Raw genomic sequence first — 19,587 nt, 5'->3', positions numbered from 1 at the left:
GGCAGACCGCGGATCGGTTGGGGAGGCGGCCTGTCTTCATCGTCATGGCCCGGCTTGTCCGCAGGCGCTAACCTTACATGGACCGGGCCAAGTCCATTGCTTCTCCGTCATGGCCGGGCGTGTCCCGGCCATACACCCCCAACCGTTGAAGCGCAGATGGCCGGGACATGCCCGACCATGACGATGGGGCGACGACCCCGCCCTGTTCCCCCTGAAGTTGGCGCCAATGCGGCTCGTCCAGGCAATGACGATGAGGGCGCGTCGTTGCCATGTCTCAACCGGCCTGCGGTCTGCTGTAACTTCAATTGTTCGGCATCAGCGGTCCAAGCCTGGCCCTCGGCCGGGCGTGCGGTGCGGTCAATCCGGTTGAATACCGAATTCGTCGAAGCGCTCCCGTTGGGGCCGGGCAAGGGAAGCTGGTGCGGGATCATGCTATTTGGCCTCTGCCTGCCTGGACGTTGATCTGCGTTTCCTGCGCTTGATCGTTCATTATTTGCCGGCCCAGGGCTGTACACGCAGATGCCCGCTGTTGATACCCGAGTTTTCGGCTTGCTTGTGTCAGGAGAACTCACAGGTCATGGCGGGAAACCTTCCGCCGATGGCGGTCGGTTCTCGTGCGATAGGCGGCGAGCGAAATTACCCGCGCGGGACGAAAATGCCGATGATCATTGCGACGATGATCGCTATCGTTTTCCGTTGTTCCTGCAATTCGCTGAACGCCTTGTCCCGACTCCGAAACGTCCCTGTCCGGATGCGGAGACAGCAGGGCGACGGAGCGGCCATGCAACCGCGCCCAACACACGCCTCGGCGCCGCGGCTCCGTCCTGCGTGGCCGGCTGTCCGGAGCGGCGCCTGACGCGGGCACCCGATCCATGCCATGCTGCTGCGACAAAACCGGAGGAAGCACCATGGCGACGGCTCCTGACGCGACGTCCTTCAGCAATTTCGCGCCGATCGGCACGGAGTATGACCTACCGGCGCTGCGCGTGACTGGTGAACTGCCCAAGGGTCTCGCCGGCACCCTGTTCCGCAACGGCCCGAACCCGCAGTTCCCGCCCCTCGACCCGCTGCGGGACCATTGGTTCGCTGGCGACGGCATGGTGCACGCCTTCACCATCGCCGATGGCACGGCATCCTATCGCAACCGCTGGGTGCGCACCGACCGATGGCTGGCCGAGCACGCGGCCGGACGGGCACTCGTCGCCGGCTTCGGCGGCCCGGAACTGGCCGAGCATGGTATCGCCAATACCGGCGTCGCCAACACCAACGTCGTCTGGCACGCCGGCCGCCTGCTGGCGCTGGAAGAGGGGCATCTGCCGTTCGAACTCGATCCCGCCACGCTGACGACGCGCGGCGTGCGCGATTTCGGCACCCTCCACGACCCGTTCACCGCTCATCCGAAGACCGACCCGCTGACCGGCGACCTGATCTTTTTCGGCTGCTACGCCGGCGGCGCGTTTTCCCCCACCATGACCTGCGGCGTGCTCGGCGCCGACGGCCGCGTGAAGCGCCTGGAACGGTTCGAGGCGCCCTACTGTGCCATGGTGCACGATTTCGCGGTGACGGAACGGCACATCGTCTTTCCCGTCATGCCGCTGACCGGCAGCATGGCCCGCGCCATGGCCGGCGAGTCGCCCTTCGCCTGGGAACCGGACCTGGGCACGCATATCGGGGTGATGGAGCGCGCGCAGGGCGTCGCCTCGCTGCGCTGGTTCCGCGCCGAGAATTGCTTTGTCTTCCACGTCATGAACGCCTGGGACCAGGACGGGCGCATCATGCTCGACGTGATGCAGTATGCCGCCGCGCCCTTGTTCCCGCGCGCCGATGGCCGGGAAACGCCGCCCGCTGACACCAATGCCACCTTGATGCGCTGGACGCTCGATCCGGCGGCCGGCACCGACGCGTTTACCCGCGCGCCGCTCGATGACATGTGCGGCGAGTTCCCCCGGCTGGACGAGCGCCGGACCAGCCTGCCCAACCGCTACGGCCTGTTCGTCGGCGGCAGTCGCGACGGGGCCGGGCTGGACACCATCGTCTGGCACGACTTCACCGCCCGGCGCCGCAGTGCCTTCACCGTTCCGTCCGGTGATTCCGCCTCGGAAGCGGTTTTCGTCCCGCGCAGTCCCTCTGCGCCCGAGGGCGACGGCTGGCTGCTCTCTGTCGCCTGGCGGGCTCAGGACCAGCGTAGCGACCTGGTCATCCTGGACACACAGGCTGTTGCCGACGGGCCGGTCGCCACCGTCCACCTGCCGCATCGCGTGCCATTCGGCTTCCACGGCAACTGGGTGGACGCTGGCCGCTGATATTCCGCGCGGGCCGGAGCTGAGGAAATCCTGTCCCGATAGCCGTGGGCTGTCCGGGATGCGGGGCTTGAGGCCCGTCGGGGGATAACCGCGTCATTGGCTGCCGGGCACCGTCCTGTCCCCGTCATGGTCCGGGGAGGCGGGCCATCCACGCCTTTGCGGCAATCACGGCCGGATGTCGGGCTCGACGAGCCGGGCGAGGTTTTGCAGCGACTCCTGCCAGCCGAGATAGCACGCCTCCAGCGGCAGCACGTCCGGCAGGCCTTCCTGTACGATCGTCAGCTCGGTGCCGACCGTCACCGGCCGGAGCGTCACCGTTACCTGGATTTCCCCTGGCAAATTCGGATCATCGAAGCGGTCCGTGTAGCGCAGCCGTTGATCGGGAACCAGCTCGACGTATTCACCGGCAAAGGAATGGCCCTGGCTCGTGGTGAAGTTACGGAACGACAGCCGATGGCGGCCGCCGACCGTCGCATCCAGCTGATGCACGGTGCAGGCGAAGCCGTTGGGTGGGAGCCACTTCGCCAATGCGTCCGGCTCGAGGAACGCGCGATAGACCTTGTCCGGCCTGGCGGCCAGAACGCGGTGCAGGCGAACGGTATTGGGCATCGTCATTCCTCCCTGCTGGCTGCGGCTATTTGATCCACCGTCCAGACCGGTCGGCCTTCATGGGCCGGTCCTGTCGGCTCGTATGCCTCAACCACGCGGACGAACCCGGCGATCTCTTCAATCCTCTGAACGCTGGGGCCATTGAGGCCGTTTCCATAGCCCGGATTGTAATGTTCGCAATAAGCCGCGGCAAGACGATAGCTGTCGGCCGGTGAATTGCCGTGCCGGAGATAAAGGTCAAGCCCGCTTTCCACCAGGAACAGATTATGATTGCGAATCAAGCGGACGCTTGTCCAGTGCACGTGCTGATGTTCATTCTGAAACGCTTTAAGACGATCGTGGAGTCCTGTTGCGTCAGCGCGTGGAATCCCGGGATCGAGTATATCCACGTCGGCCAGAAGATCGTGTGCCACGCGAAACAGCTCCGCAGCTTCCCCGGTCGCTTCGGGTGCGTGCCGCAGCGCCTGGCCGGCAATGAACATACCAAATGACAGCACGCGGTGCGGTGCTTCGAACCACTTCTTGAGCACCGTAAGCCGGGTCAGGTTGGCCTGGCCGGACTCTTTGATGTCGGTGACGATCTTCTGCAATTTGCGCGACATATCAGCGCCGGGCGCTTTGGCGGGCCGCTGGTCGGGCCGATCTCTGGCAGGTTTCATGGCCTCCTCCTTTCGGACTGGCGACGCAACGACCCGTTGCCTCGCCGTGTCTCTGCATTCTGTGCCGCACGGGTCATGCGCCAGCGGAGGCGCGGCGGGTGGCGACGTCCTGGTGGGCCGATCACGGCTTCTCAACAGCGCAATGCTGCAAGGATAGTTGCATCCGGCGTATAGTTCGTTTCGGGTGCTCTCTTGGATTCGGCCACGCCGGGCGTTACTCGCGGTCTGCCGGTATGTAGGGGATCAAGCCTTTCTCATAGGCGACTTCCTGAACCTCGCGCGGCATGTCGCGTAGGTCGACCAGCAGGCCGTTGACCTCGGCCATCCACATCAACGGGCTCTGGATAGCGACGCTGCGCAACGTCCAGGCCGGGTCAAAGCGGTGCGCGTGCAGCGCATCCGCGATGACGCGCGCCTTGCCGCTTGCCGTGCTCTCGCCGACGCCAAAGCCGGCACGGACATTCGCCATGCTCATGTACGGCTCGCTTGCCCGGTCCGACAGGAAGTTGATCTGGCCCAGCAGATAGACGATGCCGCATGCCCAGGTGCGCAGTTGCCCCGAGGCCAGCGGGCTGGGGCGCTTGCGGCAGAGAGCGGCGGCCATGGCCCGCGCGAGATCGCGATATTCCTCGTTCAGGTGGTCGCGGCAGAACGCGTCCGTCAATGCGGTGACCGCATCATAGGTCGCCTGCATGGCCTTGGGGACGGAGGTTGAACGAGCAGGTTTCACCGGATGAGCCTCACGCCAAAACTGAGTTTGCAACCAGGATTCCGCCTCCGGCGCAGCCGCGACAGCGCGGTCACCGGGCGCAGCCGGAGGGACTGGACGACGTGGCAGGACGCGAACGGGCTGACCAGGCGGCGGCTGCCCCGGCTTTGCTGACCCTATCCCTGGCTTACCCAGCGCTTTCCGGTCAAGCCCCCAGGGTGGGGGCCGTATGCAGGGATGCTGCTCGTGATGTGCGCGGGCGCCCGGAAACGGCGTTCCTGCCGCGATCCAGACTGTTACGCCTTACATTGCTACGTCGCCACTCACCCACCGCCGAACGCCGCCCGCCGTGCCTCGGTCGCCAGCCGATCGGCGCGCTCGTTCATGTCGTTGCCGGCGTGGCCGCGCACCCAGCGCCAGTCCACCCGGTGCACCTCGGCCGCGGCCATGATCCGCTTCCACAGGTCGACGTTCGCCACCGGCTCGCCGGTGGAACTGCGCCAGCCCTTGCGTATCCAGCCGGGGATCCAGCGGGTGATGCCGTTCTGCAGGTACTGGCTGTCGGTGTGCAGCACCACGTGGCAGGGCCGCTTCAGCGCCTCCAGCGCCGTCGCCGCGGCGATCAGCTCCATGCGGTTGTTGGTGGTCTTCGCCTCGGCGCCCGACAGTTCCTTCACCACGTTGCGGAACACCAGGATCGCCGCCCAGCCGCCGGGCCCGGGGTTGGGCTTGCAGCCGCCGTCGGTCCAGATCTGCACCACCTTGTCCGGGTCGGGCGGCAGCGAGACGACCACGTCCTCAGAGGCCATAGGCGCCGCCGTCGGTGGCCGACAGGTGGAAGCGCAGCCGGCGCAGGTATTCCAGCGGGTCCTTGCGCGTCACCAGCGCGCCCGGCGGCGTGTTCAGCCAGTCGAACAGCCGGGTCAGCAGGAAGCGCATCGCCGCCCCCTGGCACAGCGCCGGCAGCGCCGCCTTTTCCGCCGCCGTCAGCCGCCGCACCGACTGGTAGCCCGCCAGCAGGGCGCGGCTTTTCGTCACGTTGAACGAGAAATCCGGCTCGAAGCACCAGGCGTTCAGGCACACCGCGACGTCGTAGGCCAGCAGGTCGGTGGCGGCGAAGTAGAAGTCGATCACGCCGGAGACGCGGTCCTCCAGGAAAAAGACATTGTCCGGGAACATGTCGGCATGGATGTGCCCCTCCGGCAGCCCGCTCGGCCAGGTCTCCAGGATCGTCGCCAGGGCGGCGTCGAGCTGCCATTCCAGCCCGGTTTGCACCTCGTCGGCGCGGGCGCGGCAGCGGCCCAGCAGCGCCGGCCAGCTGTGCGGCCCCAGTGCGTTGGGCCGCCGCGGCGCGTAGCCGGCGCCGGCCGTGTGCAGCGTCGCCAGCGTGGAGCCGACCGGGCCGCAATGCGCCTGCCGCACCCGCCGCGGCCAGACGCCGGGCAGGAAGGTGGTGATCGCCGCCCGCCGCCCGCACAGGCCGCGCAGCGCCGAGCCGTCGCGCCCGGCCACCGGCTGCGGGCACACCAGCCCGTGCTTCGCCAGATGCTCCATCAGGCCGAGGAACCAGGGCAGTTCCGCGGGGTTCACCCGCTTTTCGTACAGCGTCAGGATGAAGTCGCCGCCCGTGGTGCGCAGCGAGTAGTTGGAGTTCTCCACGCCCTCGGCGATGCCGCGGAACGCGACCAGGGTGCCGATGTCGTAGTCGGCCAGGAAGGCTTCCAGTGCCTCATCGGTGACTTCGGTATAGACCGCCATGGCACAGGGCGGCTCAGTGGGTCCAGTTCTCGATCCGGCCGTACTTGAAGTTGTCGGCGTAGGCCTTGGGCTTGATGTGGCGCGGCTGCGGCAGTTCGACGTCGTACTCCAGGCCGGCCCGCTGCGCGTAGTCGATGGCTTCTTCCCTGGTGTCGAAGGTCAGCCGCACCTGAGTCTGGGTGTCGCCGCCGCCGATCCAGCCCATCAGCGGGTCCGGGCGGCGGGCGTTGCTGGTGACGAATTCCAGGACCCACTCGCGCGTGTTGGCCCAGCCGGACTGCATGGCGTTCTTGGGCGGCTGGAAGATGCGGGCGCGCATGGGACGAATCTCCGGATAGGTATGGTCGGGGCGGCGGGACTCGAACCCACGACCTCCTGTACCCAAAACAGGCGCGCTACCAGGCTGCGCCACGCCCCGACCGATGAAGCCGCCGGACCCTATGGGCGACGGCGTTCCGATGCAAGCGGATTGGCAGGGAGTTTACGACGCGTTGCCGAAAATTCGCTGCTTGACCGTATCGCCGACGCGGATATCCAGCTTCGCCGTGGTCCCGGCCGGCAGTTCCAGCGTCGCCCGCACCGGCCCGCGGCTGTCGATCGGCGCCAGGCTGCGCGGCGTGGTGTCCTCGTAGATCGACCGAATCGTGCCGTTCTGGTTGATGAACACCATGTCCAGCGGCACCAGGGTGTTGCGCATCCACATCTCGCTCGGCCGCGGGAAGCCCCAGTCGAACAGCATGCCGCCGTCCGGCGGGATGCTGGTGCGGAACATCTCGCCGATCTTCTGCTGCTCGGGCGAGGTGGCCATCTCGACCATGAAGTGGTGCTGCTTGCCGTCGCGGGTGACGATGGTCAGGGGCTCCTTCGGCAGGTCAGGCTGCGGGCCTTTCGGCTCCTGGTCCTGGGCGCGGAGGGATAGCGGCAGCGCGGCCGCAGTCGCAGCCAGGGTGGCGGCCAGTGCCAGGAAGATACGCCGGTGCATCAGGTCAGGCTCTCCTCGATCAACTGCCGGATTTCTGGCCGCACCGGTCCGGGGCGCGGCGGGTCCAGCAACGTGGTCATCCAGTGTTCGGGCGGGTTGCGCCCGGCCGCGCGGTCGTAGCGCAGGGCGCGCAGTCTGGCCTCGGCCGCCGGCGGCAGGCGGTGCGGTACCGGCCGGCCGTTCAGCGTGCCCCAGATCAGCGCCCAGCACCGCCCGACGGTCCACGGGTTGTAGCCGCCGCCGCCCAGCACGACCAGACGCGGCGTGAGGACCATGGCCGCCCGCACCACGTCACGATGCGCGTTGTTCGACAGGGACAGCTTCGCCAGCGGGTCTTCCTCCAGCCCGTCGGCGCCGGCCTGCAGCATGATCGCCTGCGGCCGGCGGGCGGCGATCAGCGGCAGCACCGCCTGTTGCATCACCGCGGCGAATTCCGAGTCGTTGCAGCCGCGGGGCAGGGGGAAGTTGCGGGCCGCCCCACCGGCGCGGTCGTGCGCGGCGCCGGTGTACGGCCAGCGGCCGGCCTCGTGCAGGCTGATGGTGAACACGCGCGGATCGTCGTGGAACGCGTCCTGCACGCCGTCGCCGTGGTGCGCGTCGATGTCGAGATAGACGATGCTGTCCAGTCCCAGGTCCAGCCAGGTCAGCAGCCCCAGCACCGGGTCATTCAGGAAGCAGAATCCCGACGCCCGATCGGCCCGTCCGTGATGCGTGCCGCCACCCGGGCAGTGCACGATGCCGCCCTCGGCCGCCAGACGCGCCGCCAGCATCACCCCGCCGGCGGAAATTGCCGGGCGGCGCCAGACCTCGCGATAGACGGGGTTGCCCTCGGCGCCGATGCCGAAGCGGGCGCGGACGGCGTCGGTGACCACCTGGTCCTGCTCGGCCCGGCGCAGGGCGGCGAGGTAGGCGAGGTCGTGGAACCGGGCCAGTTCCGCCTCGGTCGCCATCGGCGCGTCGCGATAGACCGGCTCCGGCAGCCAGCCCAGGGCGCGGCAGAGGTCGGTGCAGACAGAGACGCGCGGCACCGCCAGCGGATGCTTCGGTCCGTAGCTGGAGTTCCGGTAGATCTCGCTGCCGACGTAGAGGGGGGAACACGCCACGACGTTCATGGCGCAGGCGGAGCTCGATATTTCTTGCCTTCTATGCAGTCGCAAACTTGAACGGCGAGGTCGTGCATCACGAGGAGGATCTTCTCCTCGTACAGCGAATAATCTTGTACGGAGTTTACATAAACGCCTTCGCCATGGGCGATCGCATTGCGACGGCCGACCAGAGCCTTGACCTCAATTTCGCTGAAGTCGATATATGTGCATGAAAGCCCAAGCTTCTTTGCATTTCCTGTAAATACGTCCGGCCATAGGTTTGATTTGGCATCTGGCCTCACAGGAAACCTGATCGGCTGGCTCAAATAAACCGGAAGCTCATCCCGAAAAAGCGCAAGAAGTTCGCGGGTGGGGGTGTTGAGCTTCCCTTTCAAAACACGCTCGTAAGATAGGGCGATCAAATCATCAACACAATCCCTGGCGGGGATATGCTGCCCTTCGATATAGTCGAGGTACACATCCCAGGCGTATTTGCAGAACCCTTCATAATGCGCATAGAGCAACAACCAGCACGAGCGGAGCAAGGCACGCTGGCGTGCCGTTGCGTGTCCAGCCTCAAGCGCAAGTAATTTCAGGGTCGTAAGCTCGGTCTCCCGCCATTGGAGATCTTTTTCCAACAGTGATCCGATGTCAGTCATACACGTTCAAGGCTCGTCCTTATAAGGCTGATCCGCCTCGCCAATTTTTCCTTCGAGCTTGCGCCCGGGCCGATAACTTCCTTGAATTCTTCAGTCTGAACGCAATCAATGACAGAGCGTCGAACCGCGTTTACGTCTTTCGTGAGTATCCCGGGTAACGCACGATAGGCCCCCATGCTGACGGCTTCGAAATAGGCGGGACTTAGCGCACCGATTGGCTGGTTATCGCGATAACGAACAAAGGCACCACGTCCCATGGCATTGGCAAGGAAGACGAAGAGCGTACGAAACTCATGCTCCTCGTGTTCATAATCGAAGCCAATGTTCTTTAGCAAGATTTGTTCCACATATCGATCGAGCCAGTCACGAACGCTGCCTCGGAAGAGAGATTCGGCATTCTTCAGCGCGAAGAATCGCAAAACGAGCTCCTCGTCTTCTTTTTGATCAAGATCTAACTGAGAGAGAGGCTCTATGCACGTCCTGAACGACCCATCATTGGCAAGCCTTTGCAGGAAACCATAAAACTCGGTTCCCTCCGCCCCCAACATCCTCGCAGAGCAATTCCGTATTTCTTGCGGCGAGAGTATGGAACCTCCCGTGTTCAGCCGCTTGAACATTTCATAGCGCAAGAAGGATCTGCTCTGCTTTCGAATCAGGATGCATCTCAGGGTTGAACGCTTGAGCCTCAACCTCAGGCTCAGCGGCAGGTCCTGAAAGCTCAGTCCATTCAATGCTGTAATGAGATCACAGCCATCGAGCACCAATGGCTCAAGCTCGAGCGTACGCGAATTGATGAATTGGACCAGGGAGCTGACACGCTGAAGCCCGTCGATTAGTTCCAAAACGCCGTCCTGATTCTCGATCAGGAAAATCTGCGGAATGGGCAGCTCCAACGCAACCGATTCCACCAGCCTGGACCGTTGCGTGACAGACCAACGAAACAACCGCTGATACTCGGGTTGGATTACCAACTCCTTGTTTTCATGCAAGTTCACGATCTCACCGATGGAGAGATCAAGCACATCCGTGCGGACCTCCCCAATCTTTTGCTCGATTTCCGCTTCAATGCTCATGACAGATCCTGGAGCCAATCATTGCCGCTACCGCGTCTGCGGCATCGCCTGCGGCACAATGGTCGTGACGATCGAGGCATCCAGCGCTTCGTAGTCATGGTAGCCGATGGTGGCATACAGCTCGGCGCGGGTCTGCATCTCGTCGACCATGTTCTGCGTGCCGCCGTCGCGTTTGATCGCGGCGTACAGCTTCGCCTGCGCCTTGTTGGCGACGCGCAGGCTGCTGACCGGCCAGATCACCATCTTGTAGCCCATCGCCTCGAACTCGGCGGCGGTGAAGAATGGGGTACGGCCGAACTCCGTCATGTTGGCCAGCAGCGGCACGCCGGGCAGGCGGGCGGCGACTTCCTTGAACATCTCCGCCGTGGTCAGCGCCTCAGGGAAGATGGCGTCGGCGCCCGCCTGCATGAACAGCTGCGCGCGGGCGACTGCGCCGTCGAGGCCCTCGCTGGCCGCGGCGTCGGTGCGGGCGATGATATAAAGGTGCCGCCGCGCCTTGCGCGCCGCCGCGATCTTCGCCGCCATGTCCTGCGGGTCCGCCAGCTTCTTGTCGTTCAGGTGGCCGCACTTCTTCGGCAGCAGCTGGTCCTCGATATGCACCGCCGCGGCGCCGGCGTCCTCGAAGCTGCGGATCATGTGCATGACGTTCAGCGCCTCGCCATAGCCGGTGTCGCCGTCGACCAGCAGCGGCAGCCCGGTGGCGCGGGCGATCTGGCGGACGAAGAAGCACACCTCGTCCACCGTGATCATGCCCAGGTCCGGCAGGCCCATCGACGCGGTCATGGCGGCGCCGGACAGGTACAGCCCCTCGAACCCTGCCGCCTTCGCCTGCAACCCGGCCTGGCCGTTATGCGCCCCGGGCAACTGCACGATCCCCGGGCGGGCGAGCAGGGCCCGGAAGCGCTCCCCGGCCGGGGCGGTGGGGAGATCGGCGGCGACGAGGTAGGTCATGAAGCACTCCTTTTCGCGGTTCCGATAGCGGATCAGGGCAGAGAAGAACAGGGCGCCGCTGCATGCCTGCCCGGTCAAGGGCGGTTCGCGCCCCGCCCGGCGAGGCACGATCCTGTGTCGCGCCGCGGCCGACCAATCGACCGCCGGCGATGCAGCGATTCGCGCCCTGCGGCGTTGACCTGTCGTCCACGCCGCACCGTGCAGGGAGGTCATCTTGCCGGCACCAGACCTGATCGTCCATTCCCCCGCCCCCTTGAACGCGGAGCCGCCGCTGGACCGCCTGCGGGCCAGCTTCGTCACCGGCCAGCCCGACTTCTACGTCCGCACCCACGGCGAGATCCCCACGCTGGACGCGGCCAGCCACCGTCTGCGCGTAGGGGGCCGCGTCGCCCAGCCGCTCGAGCTGTCGATGCAGGACCTGCGCACGCGCTTCCCCCGGCGCAGCGAGATGGCGGTGATGCAATGCGCCGGCAACCGCCGCGCCGAATTGAACCAGGTCCGCGCGGTGGACGGCGACCCCTGGGCGGGCGGCGCCATCGGCAACGCGCGCTGGACCGGCGTCGCCCTGGCGGACGTGCTGCGGGCCGCCGGCGCGCCCGATGATCCGTCCCTGCACGTGGCGTTCTCCTGCTGCGACGACGTCGAATTGCCGGGCGAGGGGCGTTTCCGCTTCGGCGTCTCGATCCCCATGGCCAAGGCGATGGCGCCGGAGGTGCTGCTGGCCTTCGCCATGAACGGCGCGGACCTGGCGCCGGAGCATGGCCATCCGCTGCGGGTGGTGGTGCCCGGCTATGCCGGCGCCCGCAGCGCGAAATGGCTCGCCGCGATCAGCGTGCAGGAGGCGCCGTCGGACAGCCCCATCCAGCAGCACGACTACAAGCTGCTGCCGCCGGACATCACCTCGGACAGCATCGACTGGAGCCGGGGCGTGACGATCAACGACATGCCGCTGAACGCGGCGATCTGCGATCCCGCGGCCGAGGCGCGCGTGCAGGCCGGGCCGGTGGCGCTGAAAGGCTACGCCGTCGCCGCGGGCCGGGGCATCGCGCGCGTGGATGTCTCAGCCGATGGCGGCCGCAACTGGCGGCAGGCGGAGCTGGAGCACGATCCGGCGGCGCCCTGGAGCTGGACGTTCTGGCAGGCGACGCTCGACCTGGCGGCGGGGGAGCATGAGCTCGTTGTCCGCGCCTGGGATTCCGCCGGCCAGACCCAGCCGGCGCGGCCGGATGACGTGTGGAACCGCAAAGGCTACCTCAGCGCCGCCTGGCATCGCGTCCGCGTGCGTGCGGACTGATTCAACGATTAAACTGGCCTGCATTGTCTTGAACGCCAGGCCCGGGGTTGTCACAGGCGGCACGCCGCTCGCCATTGCCGCACCGCGACCGCAGGTCGCAGTGAAATCTTCTCTGCGTGCTCTGCGCCCCCTCTGCGCGCTCTGCGTTTTAAAAAGCGGTGGCCGGGGTGCCACCGGCGTTTGGGGTTGGGCGACTCACTGGGAACGCAGATCTTTGTGGCACCACGCATTTTTTAAACGCAGAGCGCGCAGAGTGGGGCGCAGAGCACGCAGAGAAGCGATGCGGACAACCCGCGGCCACATTGGCTTTGCCTGGATCATTGTACCCTGTGCATCGAAGCCTGGACGTCCGCGTGACCGTCCTGACATCGCGCCGGCAAACCTTGCTCGTTCGGGTCGCCGTGAATGCCTGTTCCATCGGCCAAAGCCGTCGCAACATCCACGTCGCCCATGCCGTCGAAGATGGCCGGGCTGCAGACGCTTGATGCGTCTCAGCCTGCCTGCGGCTTGCCGTGGCAGGATGATCGGGCGGTTATTCCCTGGCGCGGCGGCCTACCCGCCTGTCGCCGCCGGCTCGGGCAGGCGCATCCAGGGCGGAACGCGCGGCGTCAGGATCGTCTCGCCGCAGCGCAGCGGCCTGGCCAGCGCATCCAGCCGCAGCAGCGCCATCCCGGCATGATCCCGGCCCGAGCGCATCACCCCAACCTCCCTCGTCTCTTGGAAGATCGCGCTGCCGGGGGCGGGCAGGGGGCCGTCGACCAGCACCGGCACCAGCCGCCGCTTGACCAGGCCGCGGTAGCGGGTCCGCGCGGTCAGCTCCTGGCCCATGTAGCAGCCCTTCGACCACGAGACGCCGCCAAGCTCGTCGAACCCCGCCTCCAGCAGCACACTGTGCTCAGCTTCCAGGTCCTTCGAGCCGTCCGGCAGGCCGGCGTCCAGCCGGTGGCGGTCCCAGCCTTCCGGAGTCGCATTGGCGTCCAGCGGTTCGGCCGCCAGGATGCGCCAGGCGAAATCGGGCAGGCGTGGATCGGGCGCGATGATGCCGGGCACCGCGGGCTGCCGGGGCCAGGCGACATGGACGTGCAGCGCCGGCTCTTCCCGCAGCGTCACCTTCATGCGCAGCCGGAAGCGGCCCAGTCGTTGCAGCAGCATCGGCATCTGCCCCCGCTCGCACTCCAGCAGCAGCCGATCGGCGTCGGCGAAGATGAAGAAGTCCGCCAGCCACTTGCCCTGCGGCGTCAGCAGCGCGGCCCAGACGGCCCGGCCGGGCGCGGCGGTCTCGACGTCGTTGGATACCAGGCCCTGCAGGAAAGCGACGCGATCGTCGCCCTCAAGGATAATGACGCCCCGGTCGGGCAGTAGGGTCAGCCAATTCATAAGTCATAGGTAGGCTACGGACACGCCCCCGCAAGTCAGGCGGCGGTCTCGATCCGCTGCCGGCGCAGCAGCGCGGTCCAGGCTGCCTGCCGCTCCCTGGCCTGCATCGCCAGGCTGCCCTGCGCCAGGAACGCCTGCCGCGCGCCCGACGCCAGCGAGGCCCGCGCCGCGGGATCGCGGACCATCCAGCTCAGCGCCGCGTACCAGGCGCGATGATCGTTGGCAACCAGCCGCCCCGCCGGGCCGTCGGCGATCGACCCCCGGAACACCGGCATGTCGGAGGCCAGCACACCCAGCCCCAGCGCGGCATAGTCCAGCGCCTTGATGGCCGACTTCGCCCGGTTGAACCCGTTGTCCAGCAACGGCGCCAGGCCTACGTGCCAGCCCGGCCGCACGGTGGTCAGCCAGTTGACGAAGCCCGGATAGGACAGCGTGGCGTGCGACGGCACGCCGACCCGGTTGATCCCGGGTGGCAGCGAGGCGCCGGTCATGCCGATGACGTCGATGGCCACCGCATGGCCGAACTCCTCGGCCAGCCGGGCCAGCGCCGGCAGGATCATGGCGAAGTCCCGCTCGTGCGTGGTCGTGCCCATGCACACCAGGCGAAGCGGTCCGGACAACGGCGGTGGGACGGGCGCCGCCGCCGCCCAGATCCGCTCATCCAGCCCGTTGGGAACCGCCGTCACGTCGCGCGCCATGGGCCGCGCCATGGACCGCACGGTTGCCGCCAGCGCCGGCGTCGAGACCCACACCGCGTCGGCCTGGCCGAGCAGGCGGCGCACCACCGGCACCTTCGACCGCAGCGCCTCGGCCTCCGGATGGCTGCGGGCGATGTGCAGCAGGTCGTCGTCCAGGTCGTACAGCAGCGTCGCGCCAATCCGGCGCGCATGCGCCGCCAGCGCATCGGCGGCACCAGTGTCCGGCAGCGCGTAGCGCTGTGTGACGATGATGTCGGCAGCGTAGTCCGGGACCGTCTTCGCATCCGCCAGCACCACGGTGAAATCGCCGCCGATGGCGGGGTGGCTGAGCGGCTGCAGCAGGCGGATGAAGGCGCAGGGCGTCGGCTGGCCGGTTTCGTACCGCTCCGGAACCACGGCGATCACCGGGCGCCGCGCCGCCGTGGCGATCCGCATCGGATAGACCGGCCGTGCCGGATCGGCCGGGCGCAGGTAGCCGGTGGCGTAGAAATCCGCCGGCGCCTCGCGCGGCGCCGGAGGCACCGTTGCCGGCGCCAGGGGAAGCGCCAGGGGAAGCGCCAGGGGAAGCGCCGCGCGGATTTCCTCGAACAGGCCGATCCAGCCGTCGGGCGACGTCCGGTGGTCCGCCAGCCAGGTGTACGGGCGCCCCTCCAGCCGTTCGGGAAACGCGCCCAGCCGGGTCGCGGCGATGGGCAGCCCGGACGCGATGGCGCGGCTCAGGGTGTAGCTGAACGTCTCCGGCCAGGAGGCGGGGAACCAGATGACATGCGGCGCGATGCTCTCGATCAGGCCGGGCAGCGCCGCCTCCTGGTAGTGGCCGGTGACCGTCAGGTGTTTCAGCGCCGGCTTCGGGAAATTCTCCTCGGTTTCGCCGATGAGGTGGATCTCCGTCGTCGCGGGATCCGCCTGCTCGGCCACCGCCGCGACCGTGCGGGCCCCCTTGTGGTCCGCCAGCACGCCCAGCACCGCGATGCGCAGCCTGCCGTCCCGCGGCGCGGCCGCCCGCACCGGCGCCGCGTCGACCGCCTCGTGCGGAACGACGACGGCTTGGTCCGCGAGGCCGTAGCGCTCGAGCCGCGCCAGGGCATCGTGGCTGGGGCAGAACACCCGCTCGGCTTCTCGGAACTGCCAGGCCCGTTCCGCCCGCCAGGTCAGGATGTCGCGCGCGCCATGCGACGGGCGGGCGGCAATGCAGGCGTTGCAGCCATCCATCCCCGGCTCGTTGCAGTACAACTGCGTCGGCAACGGCAGCAGGTTCACCTGCGGGCAGAGCGCGTAGTAGTCGTGCACCGTCAGGTCGAACGGCACGTTCAGGCGGTGCACCAGGCGCTGCACGTCCACGTCCATGCCCAGTAGGTTATGCACATGCACCCGCTGCACGCCGCACGCGCGCAGCACCGTGACCAGATCCTCCAGCCGATCGGCCGGCAGCGCGAGGGAGGGATGGCCGGGCAGCGCGGGAACCGACAGCCGGGCGCCGCGGGTGCTGGATTCCAGCAGCAGAACATGCGCCCGGCCGTCGAGGCGCGCGATGATGCCGTCGACGTGGCGCTGCACGCCGCCGCCCAGGCCGTGCGTGATCATCAGCAGCACCGGCAGGCCGGAGCTGGTCAGCAGCGACGCCGTCAGCGCGAAGCGGAACGGCCCGATGGCGTCCAGGCGGACGTGCCGGGCGACGTCCGCCGCGTAGCCGGGATAGCGCTCCAGCAGCAGCGCCATCGCACGTTCCGCCCGGGCCTGCGCGCGCGCCCCGAAGCTGACCGCGCCCTTGTGATAGACAAATGTATCGCAGGCAATGCGATGCTGCCAGCCGCGCGCGATCGCCCGCTGGCAGAAATCGTTCTCCTCGCCGCAGCCGAGGCCGAAGCAACCGGCGTCGAAGGCGCCGACGTCGTCCAGCGCCGCGCGCCGGATGTACATGCAGGAGCCGACGGTTGTCGGTGCCGGCACGGAGCGGCCGGCATTGACCGCCCGGCAGTGCGAGTCGATCTCGGCGACGGTCCGGCCGAACGCGATCGGTCCGCCTGTGTCGTTCGGGTAGCCGCAGATCGTCGCGTTGTTCGACAACGGCGAGACGCTGGCGATCCGCGGCTGCGCGTGGGCCTGCGCCGCCAGCCGCCCGAGCCAGCCCGGCGGGACTTCGGTGTCGCTGTTCAGCAGGACGACGTCATGCTCGCCGGCGGCCGCCATGCCGGCGTTCACCGACTGCACGAAGCCGAGGTTGCGCCGGTTCCGCAGCAGCCTGATCCGCCCGTCGGCGGCCAGTTGGTCGAGGAAGGCGGCCAGCGCCGGCTCCGGCGACCGGTCGTCGACGACGATGACCTCGGCGCATGGGAACTCCTTGCTTGCAAGAACCGATTTCAGGCAGCGCCGGGTTTCCGCCAGGCCGCGATGGACCGGGATGACGACGTCGGCGACGACATCCGGCGGCGCCGCCGGGGGCGGCAGCTGCGACGGCAGGTAATCCTGGATGACGAGCCGCTTTTCCGTCGGGTAGCCCTGCGCATGGCCGATGCGGATGTGGTACAGCAGCGGGTTGGGCGCGGCCTCGGGATGCTCCGCGGCATAGAAGACGGCGTCGAAGCGGGGATGCGGATCGCGCAGCTCGGCGGCGCCGGACGTCAGGTAATGCAGCAACGGATGCATGCCGCTCGCCTGTACGTCCGGATAATGCTCCTGATACCAGGCGCTGTCGAAGAAACGGTTGGGATCGCGCCGCTCCGCCAGGCCGAAGCGGACGAAATGCAGCAGCGGATCGATGTCGGCGCTGCCGACGTCCGGGTAGCGCGTGGCGTACCAGAGCGGATCGAAGAAGCCGATCATCGACCGCATCAGGGCGGCTTCCTGCTGCTCCTGCGTCATCGGGGCAGCATCCGTGCCGTCCGGCCGGGAGGTGCCGGGGCGTATGCCTGGCCCGGCCGGCTGTGCAGCGCGAACGAAGCCGGGCCGTTGCCAAAGCTGCGTTCGATCTCCGACCGGAACTGCCGCAGCTGGGCGTCATCGCGCCAGGGCGCGCGGTGGGGTTCCTCGGCGATCAACCGATGTGCGAGGTTCAGGTTGCGCTCGATCTGCGCGTCATCCCGATGGCTGGTCGAGGGCACCACGACGATGTCGCCGGTTACCAGATAGTAGAGCACCTGCTCGTTGCCGTCGATGCGGTCCCGCCGGCCGCCGCAGCCAATGCGGATCATGCGCAAGGTGTGCTCGACATGCTCGTGCCCGTAGCCGGTGAAGCGGGGATCGAAATAGCCGGCATAGGCCAGGGCCGCGCGGGCGTAGGCGGCGCATTGCGCGGTCACGTTATGGCTGCGCACCGGGTCCTCGGCCGTTCCGCTGCCGCCGGCGAAATGCTCCCGCATCCAGCCCGCCGCGTAGTTGACGTGGCCCCAGCGCTGCGCCGCCTGCATCCACTGCGCCTCCCACCCCAGGCGTCCCGGCCTGGCGTCGTCCTCCAGCAGGATCACCGTCTCGCAGGCGAGCTTTTCCGCCAGCAGGAACAGGGCGCGGTTCTTGTTCCAGGCGATGCCCATATTGGCGCCGGTCACCACCGGGACCCGCATCGCCCGCAGCATCTCCAGCGTGCCGTCGGTGGAGCCGTCGTCGGCCACGACGAAGGCCGCGTCCGGTTCCCGGGTCAGCGCCCGCACCCGGTCGATGGTGGCCGCAACGATGTCCTTGCGGTTGTAGGTGATGATTCCAATGCCGACCGGAAATGACATCGTTCTCTCGTGGCGGGTCCTGTCCGTTCTATACGGTTTCGACTCAGGGCCCAACAAGCAGCAATACGCCGGCGCCGAGTCCCAGCAGCAGGATCGGGTTGATCCGGGTGGTGGCGAACAGGGCGGTGCTGGCGATGGTCAGACCCCAGAGCAGCCAGCCGTGCTCGGTGCCGCGCATCAGCGACAGGCCACTGGCGAAGGTCAGGCCGACGCCAATCGGCGCGAAGGCCCGCTCCAGCAGCGCGCGCCAGGCGGTGTGGGCGGCGCGGTGCCAGGAGCGTGCCACCAGGTGCACGGCCAGGCAGGACGGGGCGAACATCGCCGCGAACGACACCGCCGCCCCGGCCAGCCCCGCCGCCTTCAGGCCAATCAGCACCACGATCAGCGAGCCGGGCCCGGGCGTGGCGCGGGAGATCGCGAACATGTCGAGGAACTGCTTCGCCGTCAGCCAGTGGTGCTGGTCGACCGCGGCTCGCTGCATGTCCGGGATCACGCCGGCGCCGCCGCCGAACGCCAGCAGCGACAGCGTGGCGAACAGGCCGATGAGTTGCAGCAGCACCAGGCTCATGATGGATCTGCCTTCTCGCGGGAACCGGCTATCGATTTGGCCTTGCGCAGCGGCGCCTGCCAACCCGGCGTGCGGCAACCCGCGGCTTCCGGGTACGCCAGGTGCCCGACCGGCCGGCCCATCGGCGGGGGCGGTTTTTCGTGGCGGCAGGCCCCACGCATTCTCGGCTTGCCACGGTCGGGGGGTGAACCCCGGCAAGCGGTCGTGGCGTCGCCCGGGAACCATCCGTGTCCGCTTATCCTTCCGCAGTTTTAACACGGAGAAAACGAAGGACGACCGAGGGCCACGAAGGGGTGTGAACGAGTCGGATTTTTCGAGCAGGCACGCGGCATGGATAGGTTTCGGCAGGGCGGGGCCGCCGGTGCGTTGCGATCGTCAGTCCGATGACGGGGTTGGTGAGGTCCCGAAAGGCCAGCAAGGTCCGGTTTCCGTGGCGCTTCGCGGTCCTTCGCTTTCTCCTCCCATGAAAATACGGTTTCGCCGGCGCCGGTCGTCTTTCTATCGTCATGGCCGGGCGTGTCCCGGCCATCCACCCCCCGCCGTTCGTGCGCAGATGGCCGGGACACGCCCGGCCATGACGGAGAGGCAACGGACCTCTCGCCCATTTTCCGCCATTGCGGTGCCGGCGCCGCCGGCTGCCTAACTCCGTGTTGAAATCGGTAGCGAATCCAGGCTCCGCCGCCGCCCGGACCCGTCAGCGATGACGTCGATCCCGGTGCCGCACGCCGGGCGTGCCACCCAGCGGCGGGTGACGGAGCGCCTTTCGGCCTGCCACGATCCGAAAGGGCTGGCGCAATGGGCTCCGGATGCCGGGGGGCGGTACTATCTTGTTGCGGCGGCTCCCATTGACTGGAAATTCACCGCCCTGGCAGGAACCAACCGGCGGTCTGGTCATGACGTGGACCGCCCGGTTTGTCGGTCGCCTTGGACTGCACGACGCCACGGCAGGCGGCCACCTCCGGCGCACCGCGACCGCAGGTCGCAACAAATTCTCCTCTGCGCGCTCTGCGCCCCGCTCGGCGGACTCTGCGTTGAATCGCGGTGGCCGGGGCGCCACCGGCGTTTGGGGTTGGTCGACTCATCGGGCACGCCGATCTTTGTTGCGGCGCCGCATTTTTAAACGCAGAGTTCGCCGAGCGGGGC

The 19,587-nt window shown here is 67.6% G+C and carries 17 protein-coding genes and 1 tRNA gene; 2 read left to right on the top strand and 16 right to left on the bottom strand.

The window, feature by feature from the left end; genetic code table 11:
- Positions 1–908: 908 nt before the first annotated feature.
- On the top strand, positions 909–2,303 hold the full coding sequence (locus tag CCS01_RS20460; RefSeq protein WP_104520619.1) for a carotenoid oxygenase family protein: 1,395 nt from the start codon (positions 909–911) through the stop codon (positions 2,301–2,303).
- A gap of 165 nt (positions 2,304–2,468) precedes the next feature.
- On the opposite strand, the gene CCS01_RS20455 is transcribed toward CCS01_RS20460, so the two are convergent.
- The 12 genes from CCS01_RS20455 to prpB form a co-directional block, all read right to left on the bottom strand.
- Positions 2,469–2,912 carry an SRPBCC family protein gene (locus tag CCS01_RS20455; protein WP_104520618.1) on the bottom strand — a complete coding sequence of 148 codons (444 nt, stop codon included), beginning with the start codon at positions 2,910–2,912 and terminating at the stop codon, positions 2,469–2,471.
- Positions 2,913–2,914: 2 nt separating this feature from the next.
- Entirely contained in the window at positions 2,915–3,571 is a 657-nt protein-coding gene (locus tag CCS01_RS20450; protein ID WP_146101867.1) for a hypothetical protein, read from the bottom strand.
- A gap of 214 nt (positions 3,572–3,785) precedes the next feature.
- Positions 3,786–4,301: a DUF6398 domain-containing protein gene (locus CCS01_RS20445; protein WP_104520616.1), complete on the bottom strand. Its 516-nt coding sequence runs from the start codon at positions 4,299–4,301 to the stop codon at positions 3,786–3,788.
- A gap of 302 nt (positions 4,302–4,603) precedes the next feature.
- A complete protein-coding gene (gene rnhA, locus CCS01_RS20440) occupies positions 4,604–5,089 on the bottom strand; it encodes a ribonuclease HI (protein WP_104520615.1) in 486 nt (161 codons plus the stop codon).
- Positions 5,079–6,038 carry a homoserine kinase gene (locus CCS01_RS20435; protein ID WP_104520614.1) on the bottom strand — a complete coding sequence of 320 codons (960 nt, stop codon included), beginning with the start codon at positions 6,036–6,038 and terminating at the stop codon, positions 5,079–5,081. The genes rnhA and CCS01_RS20435 overlap by 11 nt, the downstream gene beginning before the upstream one ends.
- A gap of 13 nt (positions 6,039–6,051) precedes the next feature.
- Positions 6,052–6,357, bottom strand: a complete 306-nt coding sequence (locus CCS01_RS20430) for an ETC complex I subunit (RefSeq protein WP_104520613.1) — start codon at positions 6,355–6,357, stop codon at positions 6,052–6,054.
- A 22-nt stretch (positions 6,358–6,379) separates the two neighbouring features.
- Positions 6,380–6,456, bottom strand: a tRNA-Pro gene (locus CCS01_RS20425).
- Positions 6,457–6,519: 63 nt separating this feature from the next.
- Complete coding sequence (locus CCS01_RS20420; RefSeq protein WP_104520612.1) at positions 6,520–7,020, bottom strand: DUF192 domain-containing protein; 501 nt, start codon at positions 7,018–7,020, stop codon at positions 6,520–6,522.
- Complete coding sequence (locus tag CCS01_RS20415) at positions 7,020–8,132, bottom strand: acetoin utilization protein AcuC (RefSeq protein WP_104520611.1); 1,113 nt, start codon at positions 8,130–8,132, stop codon at positions 7,020–7,022. The genes CCS01_RS20420 and CCS01_RS20415 overlap by 1 nt, the downstream gene beginning before the upstream one ends.
- Positions 8,129–8,764 carry an MAE_28990/MAE_18760 family HEPN-like nuclease gene (locus CCS01_RS20410; protein WP_104520610.1) on the bottom strand — a complete coding sequence of 212 codons (636 nt, stop codon included), beginning with the start codon at positions 8,762–8,764 and terminating at the stop codon, positions 8,129–8,131. The genes CCS01_RS20415 and CCS01_RS20410 overlap by 4 nt, the downstream gene beginning before the upstream one ends.
- Positions 8,761–9,837: a DUF262 domain-containing protein gene (locus CCS01_RS20405; protein ID WP_104520609.1), complete on the bottom strand. Its 1,077-nt coding sequence runs from the start codon at positions 9,835–9,837 to the stop codon at positions 8,761–8,763. Before CCS01_RS20405 ends, CCS01_RS20410 begins: the two co-directional genes overlap by 4 nt.
- Positions 9,838–9,864: 27 nt before the next feature.
- Complete coding sequence (gene prpB / locus CCS01_RS20400) at positions 9,865–10,788, bottom strand: methylisocitrate lyase (RefSeq protein ID WP_104520633.1); 924 nt, start codon at positions 10,786–10,788, stop codon at positions 9,865–9,867.
- Between the two features lie 214 nt (positions 10,789–11,002).
- Here prpB and CCS01_RS20395 point away from each other — a divergent pair, with 214 nt between their 5' ends.
- Positions 11,003–12,082, top strand: a complete 1,080-nt coding sequence (locus CCS01_RS20395) for a molybdopterin-dependent oxidoreductase (protein WP_204848372.1) — start codon at positions 11,003–11,005, stop codon at positions 12,080–12,082.
- 552 nt (positions 12,083–12,634) lie between these two features.
- On the opposite strand, the gene ygfZ is transcribed toward CCS01_RS20395, so the two are convergent.
- Genes ygfZ through CCS01_RS20375 form a run of 4 tightly spaced genes read right to left on the bottom strand, consistent with a single transcriptional unit; the run spans position 12,635 to position 18,444 of the window.
- Positions 12,635–13,459, bottom strand: coding sequence for a CAF17-like 4Fe-4S cluster assembly/insertion protein YgfZ (ygfZ, locus tag CCS01_RS20390; RefSeq protein ID WP_104520608.1), 825 nt, complete (start codon positions 13,457–13,459; stop codon positions 12,635–12,637).
- A 35-nt stretch (positions 13,460–13,494) separates the two neighbouring features.
- Positions 13,495–17,019 (bottom strand): glycosyltransferase, encoded by a 3,525-nt coding sequence (locus tag CCS01_RS20385; RefSeq protein ID WP_104520607.1) that lies wholly within the window; start codon positions 17,017–17,019, stop codon positions 13,495–13,497.
- A complete protein-coding gene (locus CCS01_RS20380) occupies positions 17,016–17,876 on the bottom strand; it encodes a glycosyltransferase family 2 protein (protein ID WP_104520606.1) in 861 nt (286 codons plus the stop codon). Before CCS01_RS20380 ends, CCS01_RS20385 begins: the two co-directional genes overlap by 4 nt.
- A gap of 43 nt (positions 17,877–17,919) precedes the next feature.
- Positions 17,920–18,444 (bottom strand): chromate transporter, encoded by a 525-nt coding sequence (locus CCS01_RS20375; protein WP_158258513.1) that lies wholly within the window; start codon positions 18,442–18,444, stop codon positions 17,920–17,922.
- Positions 18,445–19,587 lie beyond the last annotated feature (1,143 nt).

The sequence above is a fragment of the Rhodopila globiformis genome, assembly GCF_002937115.1.
Classification (GTDB): domain Bacteria; phylum Pseudomonadota; class Alphaproteobacteria; order Acetobacterales; family Acetobacteraceae; genus Rhodopila; species Rhodopila globiformis.
The sequence above is the reverse complement of the archived record's forward strand: the minus strand, read 5'-3'. Positions and strand labels throughout refer to the sequence as shown.